Genomic DNA, 21045 nt, shown 5'->3' with positions numbered 1-21045 from the left:
CCCCCATTCAGATCACTGCCGAAAGAAATGCCTTGGTACGCTCCTCGCGCGGCGCGCCCAAGACATCGGATGCGCGCCCGTGCTCGATGATCGCGCCCTGGTCCATGTAGACGACGCGGTCGGCGACCTCGCGCGCGAAGCCGAGTTCGTGTGTCACGACCATCATGGTCATGCCGCTCCGCGCCAGCTCCTTCATGACCGCCAAGACCTCGCCGACGAGCTCGGGATCGAGCGCGCTGGTCGGCTCGTCGAACAGCATCAGCATCGGCTTCATGGCAAGCGCGCGGGCAATCGCGACGCGCTGCTGCTGGCCGCCGGAGAGCTGGGCGGGATACGAGTCCGCTTTGGCCGACAATCCGACGCGCCGCAGCAGCTCGATCGCTTCCGCACGCACCTCGTCGGATTTTCGTCCCTGAACCTGGAGCGGACCTTCGATGATGTTTTCGAGCGCGGTCTTGTGCGGAAACAAGTTGAAGCGCTGGAACACCATGCCGGTCTTCAACCGCTGCCGCCCGATTTCGCGCTCGCTGAGCCGATGCAGCCGGCCGCCCTGCTCGCGCACGCCCAAGAGCTCGCCGTCGAGCCAGATGCCGCCGCTGTCGATCGCGGCGAGCTGGTTGATGCAGCGGAGCAGCGTGGTCTTGCCGGAGCCGGAGGCGCCGATCAGGCACATCACCTCGCCAGGCCGGATGTCGAGCGAGACATTTCTGAGAGCCTGAAACTCGCCAAAACTCTTGCTGACGGAGCGGATCGCGACGAGGGGCTTTGTCATCGCGCGAGCCGCAATGTGCCGCGCGCAAAACGGCGTTCGAGCAGCATCTGGAGCGGCGTCAGGACCGAGACGACGAGCAGGTACCAGAGACCGGCGACGATCAGGAGCTCGATCACGCGTGAATTGGCGTAGTAGATGTTTTCGGCGTTGTGCAGCAACTCCGGATACTGGATGACGCTGGCGAGCGAGGTCGCCTTCACCATGCCGATGAACTCGTTGCCGAGCGGCGGGATCACCACCCGCATCGCCTGCGGCAGGACGATCCGGCGCAGCGCACGCAAGCGTCCCATGCCGATCGCCTGCGCCGCCTCATATTGCCCGATATCGACCGACAGCATGCCGGCGCGCATCACTTCCGACGTATAGGCGCCCTGGTTGATGCCGAGCCCGAGCAGCGCGGCAAGGAACGGCGTCATGACGTCGACGGCACGCGCGCTCCACAGGCCGGCAATGCCGATGGTCGGAAACACCAGCGCGAGATTGAACCACAGCAGCAGTTGCAGGATCAACGGCGTGCCGCGGAACAACCAGGTGTAGCCGGCGGCGACGGTCTTCAGCACCGGGTTGGGCGACAGCCGCATGATCGCGATGACGACGCCGAGGAAGATGCCGAGCGCCATCGCCAGCACCGCCATCACCATGGTGTTGACGATGCCTTCGAGGATCACCTTCGCGGTCAGGAAGCGGCTGACATAGGACCATTCGATCTGGCCGCCCGCAAACGCGCGCACGATCAGTGCAAGCACAAGGACGATCAGCGCTGCGCTGAGCCAGCGAAACCAGTGCGGCTCGCGCGCGATCCGCATCCCCGACAGGTCGGGAAAACCCTCCGCGAGCGCCGGTGCCGTCTTCATTGTGACGCCGCGTTCAGCATGGGCTGGGCAACCGCATTGGCGCCGAGACCCCATTTGTCGAGGACGGCTTTGTAGGAGCCGTCGGCGATCATCGCGGTGAGTTTCTCGGTCACCACTTCACGAAGCGCCGCATCGTCCTTGCGGAACATGATGCCCTGATAGCCTTTGGCAAAGGGCTCGCCGATCACGCGGTATTTGCCGGGTTCCTGCGTCTGCGCATAAGGCAGCGTCTCGCTGCCCTGTACGGCGGCGTCGATACGGCCCTGCTTGAGCTGGTTGCGAACGTCGATCGAGTTCTCGCCCGGCACGTACTGGATCGCCGGCTTGCCGGCCGGCTCGCAATTCTGCTTGCTCCACTTCTCGATCTCGACCGGGAAGCTGGTGCTGCGGGTGGTCCCGACCTTCTTGCCGCAGAGATCGGTCGCAGCCTTGGCTTCGTTCTCCGCCATCACGAAGAACTGCGGGCCGGTCCCAAGATAATCGACGAAATCGGCGGTCTCGCGCCGCGAGGCGCGATCGGAGATGCCGGAGATGATGAAATCGGCGCGTTTGGTCTGGAGCGAGGGGATCAATTCGGCGAACGGCGTCTCGCTCCACACGATCGTCAGGCCGAGCCGCTTGGCGAGCTCGTTCGCCAGATCGACGTCGAGCCCGACGAGCTCATTCGTTGCGGGATCGCGATATTCCATCGGCGCGTATGTCGAGTTGACCGTGAGCTTCAACGCGCCCGCCTGCTTGATCTCCGCCGGAAGCTCCGCCGCCTGCGCGGACGTCACGGCCGCCAACGCTGCGATGCCGAAGAAATACGAGAGGCGCGTCATATCGGCTCCTTTGCCAGTGTTGCTGGAACGTCCTGTCAGTCTGCGTCGAGAACCGCGGGTTCGATCACGCCGGCGCGTTCGGTGATCACCCGGTATTGCTCCGGCCGCCGGTGTGCGGCGAAGTTGAACATCTTGTCCTTGCCCTGGCGGCAGAGGTCGAGATCGATGTCGGCGACCATCACCTCGTCAGTCAGCGTTGCGGCCTGCGCAACGATGCGGCCATTGGGATCGACGATGCAGGAGCCGCCGATCAGCCCGGAGCCGTCCTCCTCGCCTGCCTTCGCCACCGAGATCGCCCAGGTCGCGTTCATGTAGGCGTTGGCCTGCGTCACCAGCGTGGAATGGAAGGTGCGCAAGGAGGCATCTTCCGTGCTGCCGCCATTGGGATCATAGGCCGCCGAATTGTAGCCGATGCAGACGAGCTCGACGCCCTGCAGGCCAAGCACGCGCCAGGATTCCGGCCAACGGCGATCGTTGCAGATCATCATGCCCATGATCGCGTGGGCCCAGGCCGAGCCGGCGCGGAAGGCGGGAAAGCCGAGGTCGCCATAGTCGAAATAGCGCTTCTCGAGCTGCTGGTGGCGCGCACCCTGTCGCGGCTCGACCGAGCCCGGCAGGTGCACCTTGCGATAGCGGCCGAGCAGCTCGCCTTCACGATCGACCAGGATGGCGCAATTGTAGCGGCGTCCATCCGGCGTCAGCTCGGCATAGCCGACATAGAAGCCGACGCGCAGCGCACGCGCACGGTCGAACAAGGCGGCGACGTTCGGGTTCGGCATGCCGCGTTCGAAATAATGGTCGAGCGCCTCGCCTTCGAGCAGCCAGCGCGGGAAGAAGGTGGTGAAGGCAAGCTCGGGAAACACTACGAGGCTGGCGCCGCGGCCGGCCGCCTCCTCCAGCAGCGCAAGCATCCGCGACAGCGTATGCTCGCGCGTATCGGCTTTTTGCGTCGGCCCCATCTGTGCGGCGGCGGCGCGAAGGACACGAACCAAGATTGCCTCCAATCTGTGCGCAGTGGCGCCTCAATGGGCGGATGAACCCTTTGATGCGACGTGCAAATCCGCGGCCATTACGCGGAAGCGGGGCTGCAAAATCAATTCGTTCTGCTATGATGTTTTGGCCAAGAGTATAATCGGCAGTGATATGAACCTGCGCCAGCTCGAGATTCTCCGCGCCGTCATCCGCCACCGCACCACGGTTGCGGCCGCCGACGAACTAGCGCTGTCGCAGCCTGCAGTCAGCAATGCGCTGAAGACGATGGAGGCGCAGGCGGGTTTTGCGCTGTTCGAGCGCGTCAACAACCGGCTGTTTCCGACCACGGAAGCGATGGCGCTCTACAAGGAGAGCGAGGCGATCTTCGCGCTGCACGCAAAGCTCGAGAACCGCGTGCGCGATCTGCGCGAGAACCGCTCCGGGCATCTCGCGCTGGTCGCGACGCCGCCGCTCGCCTACAGCATCATCCCCGCGGCGCTGTCAGGCTTCCTGCGCCGCCGCCCGGAGACGCGGGTGTTCTTCGACGTGCGGCGCTATGAGGGCATCATCGAAGGCGTGCTCAACCGCGTCGCCGAGCTCGGCTTCGCGCTCGGGCTGACACATCATCCGGGCATCGCCCATGAGGTGGTGCACACCGGCGAGATGGTCTGCGTGCTGCCGCCGCAGCACCCGCTCGTCGACCGGCCGGTGATCTCGGCAGCCGACCTGTCCGGCCTGCCCTTCATCGGGCTCGAGCGCGGCACGCGGCTTGGCGAGGCCGTGCGCGACAGTTTCGCACGCGCCGGCGCGCCGTTCCAGCCGACCGTCGAGGTGCGCTACTGCAACACGGCCTGCGTGCTCGCCGCCGCTGGCGTCGGCGCCGCGGTGGTCGATCCCTTCTCGCCACGGCAGAACGGCGGGACCGGCCTCGTCGTACGGCCGTTCGCGCCGACGACGCACGCCGTGGCCTATATGCTATGGTCGGAAGCCGAGCCGCTGTCGCGCCTGGCCAAGGCGTTTCTCAACGAGGTCCGGAAAGAGAGTGCGCTGCTGGAGCGCACAGCGCCACACCAGCAACATGGGACAGGAAGCGACTGAGCTTGACCTTTACCGGAGGGCACATGGCACGCATCACCATCATCGAGACCGGACAGGTCCCACAAAAATATCGCGAGCGCCACGGTTCGTTCCCCGACATGTTCGAGCGCATGGTCCGCGCCGAGGACCCGACAGCTACGGTCGACATCGTCAGCATCCCGAACGGCGATGCGCTTCCCGACCCGCGCAATTTGGAGGCGGTGCTGATCACCGGCGCCGCCGCCGGCGTCTATGACGGGCTCGACTGGATCGCGCCGCTGGAAGATTTCGTGCGCACCGCCTACGCCAACAGGACACCAATGGTCGGCGTCTGCTTCGGCCATCAGCTGATCGCGCAGGCGCTCGGCGGCACTGTGCGCAAGTCGGAGAAGGGCTGGGGCATCGGCCGGCACGTCTATCAGGTGCTGCCGGACAACGGCGTCATCGACGACGAAGCGGTCGCCATCGCCTGCTCGCATCAGGACCAGGTGATTGAGCCGCCCAACGATGCGTTGACGATCCTCTCCTCCGATTTCACCCCGCATGCCGGCCTGCTCTACGCCAACGGCGCGACGCTCACCCTGCAGCCGCATCCGGAGTTCGACGTGGAGTTTGCGCAGGTGTGCTGCGAGCTGCGCATCGGCAAGGCGCCGGAGGATGTCGTTGCCACCGCGAGGGAATCACTGGCGCAGCCGATGGATCACGCCAAGCTTGGTGGCGCGATTACGAGATTTCTAGCGCGCAGGTCCACCTCCTCATCCTGACGAGCGCGCTCCCGCGCGCGTCTCGAAGGATAGAGGCCCAAATGCAGCAACCGGGCCTGCATGGTTCGAGACGCCGCTTCGCGGCTCCTCACCATGAGGGGAGAGAGTTGTTTGCAAGCCTCAGAACGGATCCGTCCCCAGCCCCACCACATCCGCAGGCCTCGGCCCCGGTGCCGGCCAGTGAAACCGCCGGTCCTTCTCCGCAATCGCGATGTCGTTGATCGAGGCTTCGCGGCGCCGCATCAGGCCGTGCTCGTCGAACTCCCACTGCTCGTTGCCGTAGGAGCGATACCACTGGCCGCTCGCATCGTGCCATTCGTATTGGAAGCGAACCGCGATGCGGTTTTCGTCGAACGCCCAGAGGTCCTTGATCAGGCGGTAGTCGTGCTCCTTCTCCCATTTGCGGGTGAGGAACGTGACGATGGCCTCGCGCCCCTGAAAAACCTCGGAGCGATTGCGCCAGCGGCTGTCCTCGGTATAGGCGAGCGAGACGCGCACCGGGTCGCGCGAATTCCAGGCATCCTCGGCCATGCGGGCCTTTTGCGCTGCGGTCTCACGGGTAAAGGGCGGGAGCGGCGGGCGCGACATGAGGGCCTCATCGGTTGGCGGGAGTGCAATCTATCGCCGCGCGCGGGGGAGTCGAGAGGGCCGTCCGCTATCGCCCGATCACGAAATCGGATCAGCCTTCATCAAGGCGCGGATCGATTTCGGGATCGGCTGGGCACGTCCGCCGCTGATGAAGGCGACCCGCACCTCGGCTTTGACCAGCACGACTTCGCCGCGCCGCACCTCCTGCGCCAGCATGATGGAGGCGCCCTTCACGGCGACCGGCCAGGTCACGACATCGAGCACGTCATCCATCCGGGCAGGCTTGAGGAAATCGAGATGCATCGAGCGCACCACGAAGGCGAAGCTTGCGTCTTCCGCCTCGGCCTGCTCGAACAATGCCTGCTGCTCGGCGCCCATCAGCCGCAGATGATTGGTCCGCCCGCGCTCCATGAAGCGCAGATAGTTGGCGTGATAGACGATGCCGGAAAACTCGGATTTGACGATATCGCAACAGAATACCAACTGCTTGATTTCGTTGGGGCGCTGGAGGGCGGTAGCGTGAACAAGCGCAGATTTTTCTACGTCCCTTTCATGGCGAGCCGCAGCGCCTTCGGGATCAGCTTCAGTGTTCACAGCCCGGCCGCGAGCATAGCGGCCCGAAGGGGCATGCGGGACGAGTGCAGCGACAACACCGGTGTTTGAGCGGCACGCGGGAACGGGGCCGTAATAACGCTCGCCACAGGCGAGCCCGTTTTCCGAGTGCCCCCGGCGAGGAGCACTTTATGGCTTGCGCGAGGCATCGTGATCCGAAAGGCCGAGACAGCATGGCTCGGCAAGCTGGCTCATAGAGCCCCGTCCGCGGAGCGGACGCGCCCACAACCTAATCGGACCCGTACTTGTGGCATGGGCGAAAACCGCGGCACTTATGAGCCTGATTTCGGGAGATCCTATCGCGGACCTCACACCACTGACCCACATTAAGAACGTGTGCGGTTATTTGCGTGAGAGTTTCCGGGTTCGTTGCTCCGTCGGCGCCGCCCCTGACCGAAAGCCCAACCGATCGCTCCTGCATTGACGGTTTCATCCGCGGAGCCGGAGCAGGACTGGCGTGTATCGTACTCCGTCAACCCAGCTCCATGGTCTGGCCGGAATAGTCGACGAACAGCTTCTCGCCGGCGACATGGACCTGGGGACAGGATGGGCTTGAGGGGGCCGGCCCATTGCTTGTAGCGTTCGCATAGCTGAAGCAGTCGGAGTTAGGCAAAAGACCAAGGTAGCCGGGTTGCAGACTGTCAGCGGTGCGCGCCTCCTGGTTACCCCGATCGCAATCGCTGAAATAGCGATCACGATCGGCTGGAAACGGTGATCACGATGCTCTGGAATGGGCGATCACGATGGCTTGGACTCCGTGATCACGAACGGCTGGAACACGCACTTACCGGGCGCCCCGTCGACCTACCACGCTACTACGTCGCGAGGTGGAGCATGCCGTCAAGCTGTCGGGTGCGCGAGAGGCAGGACACCGCGCTGATCTACGCTCGCAAGCGAAGGGGCATGTCAAGGAGTTGGAGATATCTGCAACGCCGCAACCTGACGCGGCGTTTGTTTCACGCATTTCTTCCAGCGCCAATGTTGCGATGCAGTTACAGCAATTTGCGTGCACGTTGTTAAGACGCAGCAGGCTCGGGGGCACTCAAGACATGGGAATAGAAATGAAGAACTTGTTGCTTATGACAGTCAGTACGGTGGCGCTTGCTGCGGTGGCCCCCGCATTCAGTGCTGATCTGCCTGCGCAACCCATCAGGCCTCTCTACACCACCGCTCCGGGACCTGTCGCGGCTGCAATCTACGATTGGAGTGCTTACTATTTCGGCGTGAACGGTGGTCTGAGCTCAGGCGAGAGTTGTTGGGAGTACCTTGGCAGCAAGCCCGAGGGCTGTCATCATCCGACAGGCGGTAGCGTGGGCCTCCAGATCGGCTATCGATGGCAGATGGGCCAGATCGTGCTGGGTGTTGAGGGCCAGGGCAACTGGGCTGATTTGACCGGGTCCAATCACAGCATCCCGTTTTCCGATACTACCAACCAGACTAAGATTGACGCGTTCGGTCTCATGACGGGGCAGATTGGTTATGCCTTTGGGAATAACGTACTTTACGGCAAAGGCGGCGCCGCAGTCACGAGCAACATCCATCAGATCAGCTCGACCGTGGCAGGAGCCGCTAGGAAAAGTGACGTTCTTTGGGGCGGTGTGTTGGGGGTCGGATTCGAGCACGGCATCGCACCGAACTGGACGGTGGGCTTCGAGTACGACCACCTGTTCTTCCAGCCCCGCACGGTGAAATTCAGCGGGAACATTGGTGGGGCCGATCGCATCCGCGAGGATCTCGATCTTATCACGGTACGGGTCAACTATAAGTTTGGCGGTCCGATTCTCCTGAAATATTGATCCCTAGTTGCGTCGATGGCCCCGGCCTAGCCGGGGCCATTTGAAGGGAAGCATGGCCCGCTCAGAGCCCGGCCATTCAGGCAATTCCGACGTGAGATTCAAGCGCCGCCTGCGCGATCCCGGCCCCTTTCGCTGGCCTGCGACCCCTCCTTCTCCGGACGGCAAGCTCAGCACTTCGCGGGGAACCGCCGGCTCAGCGCTGAGCACACTCGACACCGAAAGTCAGCCGTAATCGTGGAGAGGGGTAGTCGCAAGGGCGACGAGCTCGGAACCTGCGTCGATGCCGCGGGAATGATACTGCTTGGCTTGCGGCTGCCGCCTTGCCAGGGTAAGCGGCGCATCGCCGTCGCAATCGAGGCAGACGAGATCGTCGAACACAGCTGCCTCCGCTGAGGCGGCCACGGCAAGAGTCCGCCTGCAAGCGTTGAGGACATAATAGATCGGCTCATCCGCGTCTGTCGCGAACCCGGACGATAGGCAGCTCGGCTTTCCAACATCTCACCGGCCCGTCCGATCTTTCGGATCACTCGGCCTCGCCCGCTTCGGCTACTAGCGGCAACCGGGCAGGCGAGCACCCTGCCCTCCGACATCGCCGATATCGCGCGCCAAGCGCCGATGCGGACAGAGGAGAAATCCATATGTGCCGCGGGCGGGGCGCAATGACGTCAGTGAAAGCCGCGGACACGGGCGACCTCATGATGGAGCAAGGCGGCATCCACAGCAGGACTGACCCGAGTTTCTCCGGGCAGGACGCCATAACCCTCGCGCTCAGATGGCATCGCTGCCGGGCGCAAGCTCCATGGCCGGGCAGACCTCTAATCTCCTGCCGCCTTGCAACCCGCCGAAACCCAGGCGGTCAGCTACGCCGGAGCGCGGGGAATAGGTTTGGAGTTCATTCTCGGTCCTTCACACCTCGAAGGGGGTTCTGCAGTTCGCACCCGTAGCAACCACAACAGGATTCCTGCAGACTCCGTAGCGCGAGACGCGTCAAGACAGTTGGATCCAAGTGACCTTTTGCGGCCAGAGCTAATACCTTTTCGGCGAGGCACGCCTTCAACGAAGACGTCCGGTTTGCTTCGGGCACCATCCCGATCGCATCGTCCAGAACACCTCGCAACAAAGCGCATAGTTTGGTTTTCGGTGTCATGGCGCTAATCCAAAAACAACGGAGATCTGGCCGACCTCGGCTCCGGCCCGCCTGGCCGGTGGCCCCCGGAAAGCCGTGCGGAATAAACCTTCTTCGCTCCAGGGAGCGGGAGGAGTAAGGGAGACGGCCGAGCCTACAAGTACTAGAGCTAGGTTTCGGTAATGTGACAGTTCGTGCTCCGCTCATTCTGGATGCATGACGGCTTAAGAAAGCATCCTGCGGATAGGTCCTTTGGTTTTCAAGTCGACGCTTGCTGACGCTATCAACAAAAGTTCGTAAAGCATTTGGTGAGGATCGCCGAGCCGTGAATTGGGCAGCCTTAGTGGATTGCTTGTTCCGATCGCGCCAATTCCAGCTTAGGAGCTCGTCGCGCCTTTTGAGCCGGATGTGCGGCGCGGTTGCTATAGTCGGCGAGCCACGCTTGTGAATCCACGCTGCTCAATCTGGCGGTCATGTTCACGGCCAGAGCTCCGGCTCGGCGGAAACGGATTGGTCCGCAGGCTCAGAGTTGTCAAATCCCGGTTCTGGTAGTTGAAACACGACGCAACATCATCTTGAACTCTTCTGGCACGGTTCACAGTTGAGCTTACGGTGATAAGAATTTCTCTTCGAGATAATTTCGGCGTGCTCCGGCCAGCCCAGCTTGTCGCCGTCCAGGATCGCTGGTTCGAGTGGCTCGATATTCGCACCGAAACTTTCGCCCAGCTGCGCGATCCAGTGACGCTAGAACGAGCTTGGGTGCCACTGGGCTCGATTACCGTTCCGCCAGAACCAGAATGGACACCAACACATCCGGCGGTCACAAGGGCTCGCCGCCCCACGTAATGCCTACCCCTGTTTAGCACCGTATTCCATGGAGGCGGATCAAGTTTGAAACATCCCGCATGGTCGTTCTGGCTAGTCAGTCAGTGTCCGGTGCCATGTGTGACACAAATGTGATTGCTCGCTGGACAACACCGTTGAGGCGTGTCTGACTCACACTGTCGAACTTACGACACGCTGGTACTTATTTGTAGAGCTAGGCGGTGTGGACTCTGAGAACCCATTTCCAGGAGCAAATCAGATTCATGGCTGTTTTCTCGGAGCAAGTCTTCGGTGTCATGAACCCGCTGGCTCGACTGCAGGTCGAACGCGACGCGGCTGCTTTGTAGCTTACCCGCCGCGGCTGTAATGGCCCCTACAGCCATCCGCCGCCCCTTTGCCTCAGTCCGCGCGCTGCAACAGCGCGCTAGCCGTCATCCACAACAACACGTCACGGGGGTTCCGATATGCAGTTGCTAAGTTTCTCCACGCCGAGCGCCATTCTCTCGAGTGCCCCTTCTCACAACTTAAGCAATTCAGCAGCGTTGCGACCGATTGACGCGGAACGGAAGGTCAGGTGTCCGTCAACTCCCTATAGCTATAGGAATCATGTGGCTGGCTTCCTTATCTCGATCGACGGCAGTGGCCCACCGTGGATCTTTGCCTCAAAGCTCCGCAGCCGCTGATAGATCGAGATCAGTTCGACGATCGTGCTCCAGGAGTGGACGAGATACTGAAACGAGGTTCGTACTTGCGTGAACGCGTTGAGGATCTGGTTCATCGCGCCGAGGGTGATCCTGCCCGCGATGATTGTGGGCGCAAGCAGCAGATAAGGAAAGATGACGTCAGTCTGCAGATAGACGATCCGGCCGATATTGAAGTACATGAAGTTCAGATAGAGCCGGAAGTAATTCCTGCGAATGTCGCTAAACAGCACGCTCAATGTCGGCGCATTGGCACGCGCCGTATCATCCTCGCCGAGCACGAGCTCCTTGCGATAGGCCGCTTCGACCCGCTGGTTGAAAAATTCAATTCCGGGCAGGCGGATGCCGATAAGCGCGAGAACGCCGGTGCCCAGGATCGACCAGATCACCGCGGCGAACACCAGCGGATAGGCAATCGAGCCGAACAGAGGCAGCTCCGTGACGTTGCTGGACAGCCTCACCAGAACCGGCAGGAACGCCAACAGTGTCAGCACCGCGCTGATGAGATTGACGCCTAGACCTTCCATGGTGCTGGCGAAGCGCATGGTGTCTTCCTGGATCCGCTGGGAGGCGCCTTCGATCGTGCGCAGCCGTGGCCAGTTGGCGACATAAAAATCGTTCATCGCCGTGCGCCAGCGGAAGATGTAGTGGCTAACGAAGAATCGCGTCATCACGCCGACCACGACGGCCACGAGCGCTATGCCGGCAAAGGTCGACAACTCGCTGTAGAACTGCTCGACCGTGACCGGCGCCGACTTCGAAAGCGCAGCCTGGATCATGTCATAGAACGGTCCATACCAGCTGTTGATCGCGACCGAGACCTGGACCTGAAAGTAAGAGGTGAACAGGATCAGCGCCGAACCAAGAATGGACCACGTCGCCCAGGGATGCGGGGCAAATAACATCCATGCCGCCGCGAACACCGTAACGGCCAGCGCAAAATAGAGATCAAACCACAGCGCCGAGGCCGACCAGAACGTCGCAAGCCCGACCGGCTTCTCCGGGGCTGGAAAGAGATTGCCGGCAAATACATACCAAAACGCCATCGCCAACGCCGTCCAAAGAATTGACGACGCAAAGAACAACTTTGGTCGAGGGAAGAATGAAACGAACATGCTCGCTGTCCTTTATCGATTTAGAACTTCAGCTCAGAAGATGAACTCGCCGCGGTTTCGGTAACTGTTCCTGACTTCCGGTCACCCGCCAGTCGCGTCGCACGCGCGATGCCTGAAAGGCCCCGGTCTAGCCGGGGCCTTCGATTCACCAGTCCGACTTCAGATCAATATTTGAGCAGAATCGGGCCGCCGAACTTATAGTTGAGCCGCGCAGTCACAAGATCGAAATCCTGGCGGATGCGGTCGCCGCCCAGCGAACCAGCAGCCACGACAAAGTTCACGTCGGCATCCCGCATGAACAAGTGGTCGTACTCGACGCTTACCGACCAGTTCGGCGCGAAACCGACTTCGATCCCGGCGCCCACAGTAGCACCCCAAGGGCTGCTATCAGCGCCCGCGAACTGCGCGCCCGTGACTGCGGAGTTGACTCGATACGTGTTGCTCGCCACTGCGACGCCGCCCTTGGCGTAAAACAGTACGGTGTCGAGCGCATAACCGATCTGCCCAGTCATCGTACCGAACCCACCAATCTTGCTCTGGTCGACATCGCCGAACGCAATGCTGACGTTGGATCCGCTCAGATCAGCCCAGTTCCCCTGACCTTCAACGCCCAGCACGATCTGGCCGATCTGCCATCGATAGCCGATCTGCCCGCCGACGGTAATGCCGGTCGCATCATGACAGCCCTCAGGGGTGCGACCATTGTAGTCCCAGCAATTCGAGCTTGAGCCCAAGCCGCCGTTCACACCGACGTAGAGGCCGCTCCAGTCGTAAATTGCAGCCGCGACAGGCGGCGGAGCTTTGGAGTAGAGAGGTTGGACGGGCCGCGCAGCCAGGTCTGCACCGGATGCGGACGCAATTGCGCCAAGCGCCACAATGCTCACAGTCGTAAGCAAGAAGTTCTTCATTTCTACTCTCATGTCTTGAGTGCCCCGAGCCTCATGCGTCTTAACAACGTGCGCGCGAATTGCTGTAGCTGCGTCACAACATTCGTGCCGAAAGAAATGCGTGAACCGGACGCTGCGTTAGGTTCTGCGTTGCAGATCATTCCCAAGTGTCCCCTTACGGAGGCCACCATGGGCGGAGCGCCACATCGGCATGCGTTTCTTGGAATCCCGGGCCCACCTTGATATCCCGCATTCCAAGTTCGGCGGAGACAATCGAGCAGTTTGCTGACGGAATTTGTCGGATTCCATTCGCTTCTCGTCAGTCCGGTACCAATCGAGCAGAAATTCAATCTTCAGATATTTGATGCCATTGTCTTGAAGAATGCGTCTCATTTCCGCAAAACCAATCGTGCTTTGCGCGACCATCGTGTCTTCGTAGTGAAGACCGAACCCGTTGAACCCCGCGCGCGCTGCCCCTTCGACCCTGCCTTTGAATTGGAATGGAGTGACCTCAGCAGGCCCCCAGCGGGTAAACGTGCCCCGAAAGCGCGAAATACGAGATCAGAAGCTCTACGTCATTAGCCACGGCACTATCCTCGCGCGTTCAAGCGGTGAAGTAAGGTATGGCAGCCCACAGGCCACCGGTTGCCATTCTGATATCATGGCACTCGCTGACATAAAGTGGGCGCCCCGCGAAACAGTTTTGCCTATTGGAGGCCCGGACCAACTTCGAAATGGCCGCGCGGCCCTTCATTCGATTGGCGGCGCATCCGGCGCAATGTTGTTGTCGGCACGGCACGCGGCATGAAGAGCGCTAGCCGATGCGCGGTCTCGAACGTAAGCGGCATTTCCGCGACGATATCCATCCTCTTTGAGCGACGGTGAATGACGATCGCTCGATCGTGCTGATCCGCATTCCAGAAAACAACATAAAGATTGTACCTTCTAATGAATCCGACAAACGTGCCTTTGATGTTTTCAGACCCAAGGACGAGGCCGCCGGCCGCCTTCGATTGGGCCGGCTCCTGGACCGTCTTGATCATCTCGTCGAACATGATCGCGCTCGGATCCGCCCTCTTCCATGATTTTTATCCGGAGTGGCAAGAGCACCGAGCGTTGGCGCGCAGCCCGGAAACCATCCGCCTCGCTGCCGTCAGCCAGATGGAGCATGGGGCAATGGAGACGGTGCCGCCATTTGAGAAGAGCCGCGAAATGCGATCGCGCAAGTTCGCCACGGCAGCGCCGCCGGGATAGCCGCGCCAGTCGCCAATCGGCCCGTCATCCTTGACGTAGGTTTCGCTGTGGTCGCTGTGACCAAAGCGGCCGACGAAGTCCGATTAATTTTCGTTCTTCGCCGGCTTCTGATTCATTCGGCTGGACTGTGTAATTGAGCCGCCCCGGGTTTGCCGCAGCCCATTTGCTTTAAATTACGCCGCCATGATGACTTGATTTCGTTGGAGCGCTGCAAGGCAAACGCGTGAATGAGGCGGCAGATTTATCTATGCCCTTCCATAGCGAGCCGCAGCGACTTCGGGATGCGCTGCGCCTTTCCAGCTGAGATAAACGCTACCCGTACACGTGCTGTGACCAGGAGATCGTCGCCACGCCTGCATTCCTGCAGCAAGGCAATCGACGCGCCCCTCACCTCTTGCGGGACTGTGACGACGTCAAGAATGTCATCCAAGACCGCCGGTTTTAGAAAATCGATCGTCATCGAGCGCACAACGAAGGCAACACCGGGCGCATCGTTCTTGGCTTCTTTGAGTAATGCTTGCTGATTCGTTCCGAGCAGGCGCAAGTAGTTCGTTCTGCCGCGTTCCATGAAGCGCAAGAAATTCGCGTGATAAACAATCTGGCCGGAGTCGGTATCTTCGAAATAGACCCGGATCTGCATATGATGGCGGCCGTCGCGAATTTCGCCATCAAGAGAGGCTCTCACGGTATGGTCCCCTTGCTGCCCTTTTGGGACCCATTGTCTCGCACAAAGGCGCGTTCCAGAGCAAGCGCCGATGGGCTTTGGCTTTGTTCGCGCAGTCGGAGCTCCGGCGCACCGCCGCGTGGGCGCTGCGCGTGCCCTCAACAGATCAACAACTTAGAAGCTCGGCCTGATCTTCGGGGTGATGACGAACTGCCCTTTTGGCCTGCGATTTGCCTGCCGGTGCGGCGCTGGCACGTCAGTGTTGGATACTAGGGAGGTCCGCTTGGATACTAGGGAGGTCCGCTTGGATACTAGAGAGGTCCGCCAGAACTTAGCGGTATTCACGATGGCTGCTGGAGCTCGGGTCGATCAAGAAGCTACTTGTAAGAGGATTGGCGGATGCGAAACAATCGACGATCACACGGACTGTGGGTGCTGACTGCGCCACCAGCGCCACAAACTGCTCCACTTACCGATGAAATTGCAGCGGATATCGTCGTGATTGGCGGTGGATATACCGGGCTGTCGGCGGCCCTTCATCTAGCTGAAGGTGGAGCGCGTGTTGCGCTTTTGGAGGCGTCTGAAATAGGATTCGGCGGGTCCGGGCGGAACGTCGGACTCGTGAATGCGGGCATGTGGCTAATGCCTGAGTCGCTTCCCGCCGCGCTCCGCGCGCCTTTTGGAGAACGGTTACTTGAACAGCTCGGCCGCGGACCGCAGACGGTATTCGAGCTCATCGAAAAGCACCACATCGAATGTGAAGTCGAACGTGCCGGCACCTTGCATTGTGCGGTCGGACGTAAGGGCTTGGAGGAGGTTGAGGCCCGTGCCGAACAGTGGCAGAAGCGTGGAGCGCCCGTCCTGGTGCTAAATGCGGAGGCAACACGCAGCAAAGTAGGCGGTGGCGACTACACCGGCGCGCTGCTCGATAAGCGCGCCGGCACCATACAGCCATTGGCTTATGTGCGAGGGTTAGCGCGGGCCGCGCTTGCGATGGGAGCCAGGATATTTACGCATAGTGAGGCCGTCATGGCGCAACAGAATGGTTTCCGCTGGAGAGTCGGCACCGAAAGCGGATCTGTAGAGGCCGACTGGGTGGTCGTCGCGACGGACGCTTATAGCAAAGGACTTTGGTCTGAGGTACGGCAAGAACAGATTCAACTGCCCTATTTCAACTTTGGCACGCCATGTCTGCCCGAGGATCTGAGAAAGTCGATCCTGCCTGAGCGGCACGGTGTGTGGGACACTCGAGAGGTCCTCTCTTCGTTTCGCCTCGATCGCTCCGGGCGACTCGTGTTTGGCAGTGTTGGTGCACTTGAGGGGATTGGGCGATCTATTCACCGCGCTTGGGCCCAAAGATCGTTGCACAAGCTTTTTCCAGGACTTCGGGGCGTCCAGTTTGAAACCGGCTGGTTTGGCATGATTGGAATGACCTCCGACAACTTGCCCCGGCTTCACAAGCTGGACCGCAAAGTCATCGGTTTCAGTGGCTATAACGGCCGCGGAATCGCACCAGGCACTGTGTTTGGCAGGGTTTTGGCTTCGTATGTATTGGGGCAGATCGCGGAGAACGACCTGCCGTTGCCGGTCACCGCCGTTGAAGCCCAGCGCTTTCGTGCAGCGCAGGAGGCGTTTTATACGGCGGGCTCCCAGCTTGTTCACCTGATGGATTCCTGGTTCTGATCACCCCAGCAACCTGGTTGGCTTCACAAGCTGCCCTCGCTCGAGGCATGCCGGTCCTCGTGATGTTGTTATGATGTGTTCAAGGGCGCCGTTATGGAACTTAGGATACCTCGGGTCAGACAATCGGATGGTGAAAACGACGAGCTTGCGACGGGTGACGTTCATGACTCGAGCTGTCGGTTCTCCGCCGAATGCCAGTCCGCACCGTGGAGGCGGATCATCTCCCCGACGGGACCGCTCGATGAAGACGCGCTCAACGCAAAAGCCGGCAGTGACCGAAGCCGCACTTTAAAAGGGTTTCTCGATATCGCGAGACACCGGCGCGAAGGCCCACCCCAAACTGGAAGCGCTCATGAGTTGCCGTCACGGCGGTCGAAAGGGAAGCGCCAGCCTGTGAGGCGAGTTCTGCGTCGTTTCGTTTCGCTGAACCCGTCTGGAAACTCCCTTATGATGGACAGGGCAACTTCGCCTCCCTGCTTTATCCCGGCATCGTAGTGCTAGATGCCAGCGCGGCTTTCTGTTTGGGTGTCATAATTAATCCATGCGCCGAGCGCGTGCGCGTGCGCGGCGAAATCTCTTCCGAATAATGAGGTTGTCCACAGGAAGGCCCTGTGAATAGCCGGCGTAAGATTCCGCTATTTGCGGTTGCACGCCGGGAAACGTGTTCCACTGGTTGAAACGAATCGGGGAGAACCGCCAGCTTGCGACTGGCGGCCCCGATTGCCCGCGCAACGCTTGCGGACTGCGGGCCAAACGCTGATGTTAGCAGCAACAGCATTACATTCGGTAAGTCCCGAGAGGTAAAGTCCGGCTTTACTCTGTGACAGAAGTCGAATGGCTACCTATAAGAACGCCAACAACCTACAGCAATCTAACAGCGACTGTTTCGATCAGGATCAGGATCAGGGGCCGGGAGTCGCGGCTCCCTTTGCCGCTCTCTACCGATGCACGGGCTGTCATCGCGAAATCGGAATTGCAGCAGGCCACACATTGCCTCCGCAAAGCAATCATGCGCATACGTCAGCACAAGCACCATTCGATGGCGTCTGATCGTATGGGCAGATCACAATCCGAAGGGAGCGACCGACAACAGCGGAAGTCCGGTTCAGCCGGGCTTCTACACTCTTGTTTGGAGATGCCCATTCAGGCGAGAGTAATTGAGAATGAGCTAGAAGTATTTCGTGGCCGGTCTTCAGCATCTTCCACTTCCGGCATCATTACTTTCGATGCATCGAACAGCGAGCCGCCAATGAAATTCAGCATCATTCTGAGAAGATTCAGAGCTTTCGCCAATGTCTTCGCCTCCGATTTGCCGCGCAACCAGCCCACTTGCCATTGCCACTAGCGTCCGGTGGCTCCGGGTTGAACCATCGAAGGTCATCAGACAGCGTTCACCGCGCCTCGCGCTCGTGCGGTTTGCCTAAGCATTTCGGCGGTTCGCCTAACGGACCCAAGCCGTTTGGCTCTTTGCGGCCCGAAAATCGTTTTGGATTCTTGCGAGTGCGGCCGGTCGCCCGGGCTTTGCTGAGAGGAACGCATGCGCGTGCCATTGAAATTCATTCCTTTATATAAATTGGGTATGGGGGCTCCATTTGCAGCTGTGCGCGTGAACGACCCGGTCGGTGTTTGGGTTGGCCGTTCTGTGCCTTTCGAGATGCCCCCTACCCATGTGGAGCCACGCGACCGCGACAAAGATTGCAATCAGGTGCATGCTCCGAACAAACATCTTCTCGGAAGCAACGGCAATACGGGCAACGGCGATGAATGAAGTTACGATGCTCAACGCGGAGTTAGATCGCTGCAAGGCTGAGCTGAGGGACCTTAACGCGAAGATGAGCTCAATTTCCTGCACGCAGCCGGTGGACATGACCGCAGTCGAGGACGTGGCGAGGCGAATTCGCCGAATTGCCGAACGGGTCGAAGTCTTGACGCGCGCCATCCTCCACGGTCCACAAGCCGGAACACAATAAGGCTGCCAGGAGCGCTGCCGGGCGGCCAGTTACAAAGTTAACCCGGCAGGGACATGCCCAGGTTAGATCATATTTCTAAGCCTTGCGTGTTCTTGCAGCAGCTCAACTTCTTCTGTCTGAGCCCCTGTTGCTTTCGTCAACTGTCGGCCACCTAATCTTGCGAAGCGATTCGCGGTCACCGTAGGTCGCAGGAACGTGCGCTTTTAGATGACGTAACGTCCGCGACACGCGATGCAGCTTCTGCGCTGCTACGGTCGAAAATGTCTTAAGCGGGCAGATATTCTGGCGGGAATTGTGCGAGGGCTTTAGCCTCTTCGCCCTGCCCGTGCGTTGGATGTAACCGTTGACATAAGTGCGATGGCAAGGGCCTCGTCCCCAAGCCGGATGATGAGCGGACCTGAGGCGCATTCAGCGAAGCTCGAGTCTGCCAAGGACCGAGAGTGCTCGCCACGAAAGTCGCTTCGCGGTCCTCAAATCGCGTGTTGCTCAGGCAGTCGCCTGCTGAAGCCCGACTTCCCCATCCCAACCGGAGCGTCTTCAGCGCAAAGGCCCCGTCTCCATGGAGCGCCGCCCGCGAACACTTGCGAATGGCGCCTCCATCATATTCAACATTTCGCGTTGTCGTGTTCAGCCGTATCCGGCTGAAGACGTTAATGTCGGAGACCAGACACTGACGCGCGAGTATTCCGTCGCCTGAGCCGAAGAACATGGTTTTGCCCTCTTCAAGCGAGGCTCGCAAATGGCTTTGCTGGCACGTGGATTGCTGGGACACCGAAAAGAGCCCGTACGATCATGACGGCCTCGCAGTCGCCGGCCCAGGAGTCCAAATGAAACTTGCTCGATTGATCGCGGACGTCAATCGTCTCCATTCTCGCCAGCATTTCAACTCATCTAGTGTGTCGATGCCCATGCCGTAGTAGTTCGGTGCTACTATACGTGGCGAACGACGGTGGCACCTGCACGGAATCTATGCTTAAGGTCAGATCATGAAACCGGTTCTCGTCTTCGATTGGAATGGAACGTTGCTCGATGATGCATACGCACTGCTCGAAACCACCAATGCAATTCTAGATCGCTTTGGTCGTACAACGATCGACATGAAGACGCTTCGGGAACATTGCGACGTTCCGCTGTCTCTTCTTTATCGCAGCCTCGGACTATCGCGAGACGAGCTTGCGACGGTGGATCGCGATGGGAGTGCAATGTTTCACGACGCCTATGAGGCTCTTGCGGGCAGAGCCGATCTACGCGAGGGCGCGCGCAGAGTCTTGGAGTTGGCGCGCCGAGAAGGGGCTTCGTCCATCATCGTGAGCAACCATATAGTCGACCCTCTGCGCTACCAATTGAGAAGACTTGGAATCAATGACTGCATCGACGATGTGCTCGCGTTCGAAAGCCGCGACACGCAATACAAATCGACAAGCAAAGGAGAGCGACTTCGTCTATACATGCAGAAGAACAACTTGAAACCAGCGTCAACTTTCATCATCGGCGATATGCCGATCGAAACGGATATTGCACGGAATCTCGGACTGATAAGTATAGCCATTACCGGGGGATTTGTTTCCGAGGCGCGCCTGCAAGCGGCGCATCCAGACTACACGATTAACAACCTTCATGAGCTGTTGCCAATCTTACGAAGCTACGGTTTTTTTGGAATGCACAAATCATGATCGGCGAAGAATCACCGCACAGCGTCTGTAAAACCTTGATCATGTCGTCCATGTTGAACGAGTTTATCTCGGCGATTCGAACTCCGCCTTCGACATCGCACGCGTCGCATGGCTCAACTCAGTCGCGAGTCCAGCATCTGCAATACCGAACCCGTAATCCGGTACCTGCCGCACTCGCGGCATTCCAGGCGCCTGTAGTCGTCACCGGTGCACTGCTCGAGGCTTGACGATGCCAGATCGAACAATAACCCATCTCTCACCCACACATTGCCGCTCTTACGACCTCAGCGATCCCAGATAGTCGAGCGTGTTGGCAAGCGTCACATTGTAGAATCGGAGAGCAACTTCACCCCGTGCGTCGAACGCTGACCCCAGCTATTCCATCGCAAGTCAGTACTGGTCTGGACGAAATCAGCAGTAGGCAGGGGTCATGGTTGGACGCTGACGGGGCCAGTTGGGCATCCGGAACTCCGCAACCGTAACAGCACCAGCGCTCGTGCCGCACGGTACGCCAAAGGCACCGGTTCGGTTTGACGCGCAGGTCGCGCTGCCGGATGGAGATGCGCTTCGCCGCTGCTGGCGGACATAGTGTCAATCGGCCCTTTAATTGCGGTTTGTTGTCAAGCTACCATTCTTCCTCTCTCCAGTGACACGCCGGTAGCGCTCCGTCGGAGCTGGTCAGGTTGCGGAGACGGAGCGATCGCGGATGGCGAGACGATTGCCTAGCGGGCTTGGCAATCGACGTCGTTGGCGGCTTCGTCGGGTTGGGTTGATGTCGTAGCTGGGGTCATGGTCCTTTCCGAGGTCGCGAGCGCCTCATGATGATGTCCGGATCGGGCGCCTCAACGTTTGCAGCGGAGTGCGGGCGAACCGCCACCAGCCGATTGACCG

Annotated in this window: 19 protein-coding genes; 8 read left to right on the top strand and 11 right to left on the bottom strand. The window is 60.1% G+C overall.

Annotated features, from left to right (window positions below; translation table 11 throughout):
* Positions 1 to 7 precede the first annotated feature (7 nt).
* Genes AC0L3B_RS16420 through AC0L3B_RS16405 form a run of 4 tightly spaced genes read right to left on the bottom strand, consistent with a single transcriptional unit; the run spans position 8 to position 3439 of the window.
* Complete coding sequence (locus AC0L3B_RS16420; RefSeq protein WP_473380733.1) at positions 8 to 772, bottom strand: amino acid ABC transporter ATP-binding protein; 765 nt, start codon at positions 770 to 772, stop codon at positions 8 to 10.
* The gene (locus tag AC0L3B_RS16415; protein ID WP_473380732.1) at positions 769 to 1626 is read right to left on the bottom strand and encodes an amino acid ABC transporter permease; all 858 of its coding nucleotides are present in this window, start codon (positions 1624 to 1626) and stop codon (positions 769 to 771) included. The genes AC0L3B_RS16420 and AC0L3B_RS16415 overlap by 4 nt, the downstream gene beginning before the upstream one ends.
* Positions 1623 to 2447, bottom strand: a complete 825-nt coding sequence (locus AC0L3B_RS16410; protein WP_456653429.1) for an ABC transporter substrate-binding protein — start codon at positions 2445 to 2447, stop codon at positions 1623 to 1625. Before AC0L3B_RS16410 ends, AC0L3B_RS16415 begins: the two co-directional genes overlap by 4 nt.
* Before the next feature lie 35 nt (positions 2448 to 2482).
* Complete coding sequence (locus AC0L3B_RS16405) at positions 2483 to 3439, bottom strand: N-carbamoyl-D-amino-acid hydrolase (protein WP_473380731.1); 957 nt, start codon at positions 3437 to 3439, stop codon at positions 2483 to 2485.
* Positions 3440 to 3590: 151 nt separating this feature from the next.
* Between AC0L3B_RS16405 and AC0L3B_RS16400 the strand changes: the two genes are divergently transcribed.
* Together AC0L3B_RS16400 and AC0L3B_RS16395 are read left to right on the top strand one after the other, a co-directional pair.
* A complete protein-coding gene (locus AC0L3B_RS16400) occupies positions 3591 to 4517 on the top strand; it encodes a LysR family transcriptional regulator (RefSeq protein ID WP_085394704.1) in 927 nt (308 codons plus the stop codon).
* A 23-nt stretch (positions 4518 to 4540) separates the two neighbouring features.
* The gene (locus AC0L3B_RS16395) at positions 4541 to 5260 is read left to right on the top strand and encodes a type 1 glutamine amidotransferase (RefSeq protein WP_473380730.1); all 720 of its coding nucleotides are present in this window, start codon (positions 4541 to 4543) and stop codon (positions 5258 to 5260) included.
* Between the two features lie 120 nt (positions 5261 to 5380).
* On the opposite strand, the gene AC0L3B_RS16390 is transcribed toward AC0L3B_RS16395, so the two are convergent.
* Both AC0L3B_RS16390 and AC0L3B_RS16385 read right to left on the bottom strand, forming a co-directional pair.
* Positions 5381 to 5848, bottom strand: coding sequence for a nuclear transport factor 2 family protein (locus AC0L3B_RS16390; protein ID WP_085348942.1), 468 nt, complete (start codon positions 5846 to 5848; stop codon positions 5381 to 5383).
* Positions 5849 to 5926: 78 nt separating this feature from the next.
* Positions 5927 to 6331: a YbgC/FadM family acyl-CoA thioesterase gene (locus tag AC0L3B_RS16385; protein WP_210350912.1), complete on the bottom strand. Its 405-nt coding sequence runs from the start codon at positions 6329 to 6331 to the stop codon at positions 5927 to 5929.
* A 1190-nt stretch (positions 6332 to 7521) separates the two neighbouring features.
* On the opposite strand from AC0L3B_RS16385, the gene AC0L3B_RS16380 reads away from it, so the two are divergent.
* Complete coding sequence (locus AC0L3B_RS16380) at positions 7522 to 8256, top strand: outer membrane protein (RefSeq protein ID WP_085348947.1); 735 nt, start codon at positions 7522 to 7524, stop codon at positions 8254 to 8256.
* Positions 8257 to 8547: 291 nt separating this feature from the next.
* Positions 8548 to 8649, top strand: a complete 102-nt coding sequence (locus AC0L3B_RS16375; protein ID WP_369126693.1) for a hypothetical protein — start codon at positions 8548 to 8550, stop codon at positions 8647 to 8649.
* Positions 8650 to 10811: 2162 nt separating this feature from the next.
* Here the strand turns inward: AC0L3B_RS16375 and sbmA are convergent.
* From sbmA to AC0L3B_RS16360, 3 genes are all read right to left on the bottom strand, one after another.
* On the bottom strand, positions 10812 to 12023 hold the full coding sequence (sbmA, locus tag AC0L3B_RS16370; protein ID WP_473380729.1) for a peptide antibiotic transporter SbmA: 1212 nt from the start codon (positions 12021 to 12023) through the stop codon (positions 10812 to 10814).
* A 164-nt stretch (positions 12024 to 12187) separates the two neighbouring features.
* Positions 12188 to 12931, bottom strand: a complete 744-nt coding sequence (locus AC0L3B_RS16365) for an outer membrane protein (RefSeq protein ID WP_204512246.1) — start codon at positions 12929 to 12931, stop codon at positions 12188 to 12190.
* A gap of 686 nt (positions 12932 to 13617) precedes the next feature.
* Positions 13618 to 13965, bottom strand: a complete 348-nt coding sequence (locus AC0L3B_RS16360; protein WP_204512248.1) for a hypothetical protein — start codon at positions 13963 to 13965, stop codon at positions 13618 to 13620.
* Here AC0L3B_RS16360 and AC0L3B_RS16355 point away from each other — a divergent pair.
* Positions 13946 to 14164, top strand: coding sequence for a hypothetical protein (locus AC0L3B_RS16355; protein WP_204512249.1), 219 nt, complete (start codon positions 13946 to 13948; stop codon positions 14162 to 14164). The two genes, AC0L3B_RS16360 and AC0L3B_RS16355, sit on opposite strands and share 20 nt — an antisense overlap.
* A 241-nt stretch (positions 14165 to 14405) precedes the next feature.
* Here the strand turns inward: AC0L3B_RS16355 and ybgC are convergent, their stop codons facing one another.
* Positions 14406 to 14849: a tol-pal system-associated acyl-CoA thioesterase gene (gene ybgC, locus AC0L3B_RS16350; protein ID WP_007596415.1), complete on the bottom strand. Its 444-nt coding sequence runs from the start codon at positions 14847 to 14849 to the stop codon at positions 14406 to 14408.
* A gap of 378 nt (positions 14850 to 15227) precedes the next feature.
* On the opposite strand from ybgC, the gene AC0L3B_RS16345 reads away from it, so the two are divergent.
* A complete protein-coding gene (locus AC0L3B_RS16345; RefSeq protein WP_204512250.1) occupies positions 15228 to 16511 on the top strand; it encodes an NAD(P)/FAD-dependent oxidoreductase in 1284 nt (427 codons plus the stop codon).
* A 1143-nt stretch (positions 16512 to 17654) separates the two neighbouring features.
* On the opposite strand, the gene AC0L3B_RS16340 is transcribed toward AC0L3B_RS16345, so the two are convergent.
* Positions 17655 to 17840, bottom strand: a complete 186-nt coding sequence (locus AC0L3B_RS16340) for a hypothetical protein (protein WP_473380728.1) — start codon at positions 17838 to 17840, stop codon at positions 17655 to 17657.
* Between the two features lie 208 nt (positions 17841 to 18048).
* On the opposite strand from AC0L3B_RS16340, the gene AC0L3B_RS16335 reads away from it, so the two are divergent.
* Positions 18049 to 18279, top strand: a complete 231-nt coding sequence (locus tag AC0L3B_RS16335) for a hypothetical protein (protein ID WP_204512252.1) — start codon at positions 18049 to 18051, stop codon at positions 18277 to 18279.
* A gap of 1188 nt (positions 18280 to 19467) precedes the next feature.
* Positions 19468 to 20154, top strand: coding sequence for an HAD family hydrolase (locus tag AC0L3B_RS16330; RefSeq protein WP_007596419.1), 687 nt, complete (start codon positions 19468 to 19470; stop codon positions 20152 to 20154).
* Positions 20155 to 21045 lie beyond the last annotated feature (891 nt).

The sequence above is a fragment of the Bradyrhizobium sp. Kon56 genome (assembly GCF_055807635.1).
The sequence above is the reverse complement of the archived record's forward strand: the minus strand, read 5'-3'. Positions and strand labels throughout refer to the sequence as shown.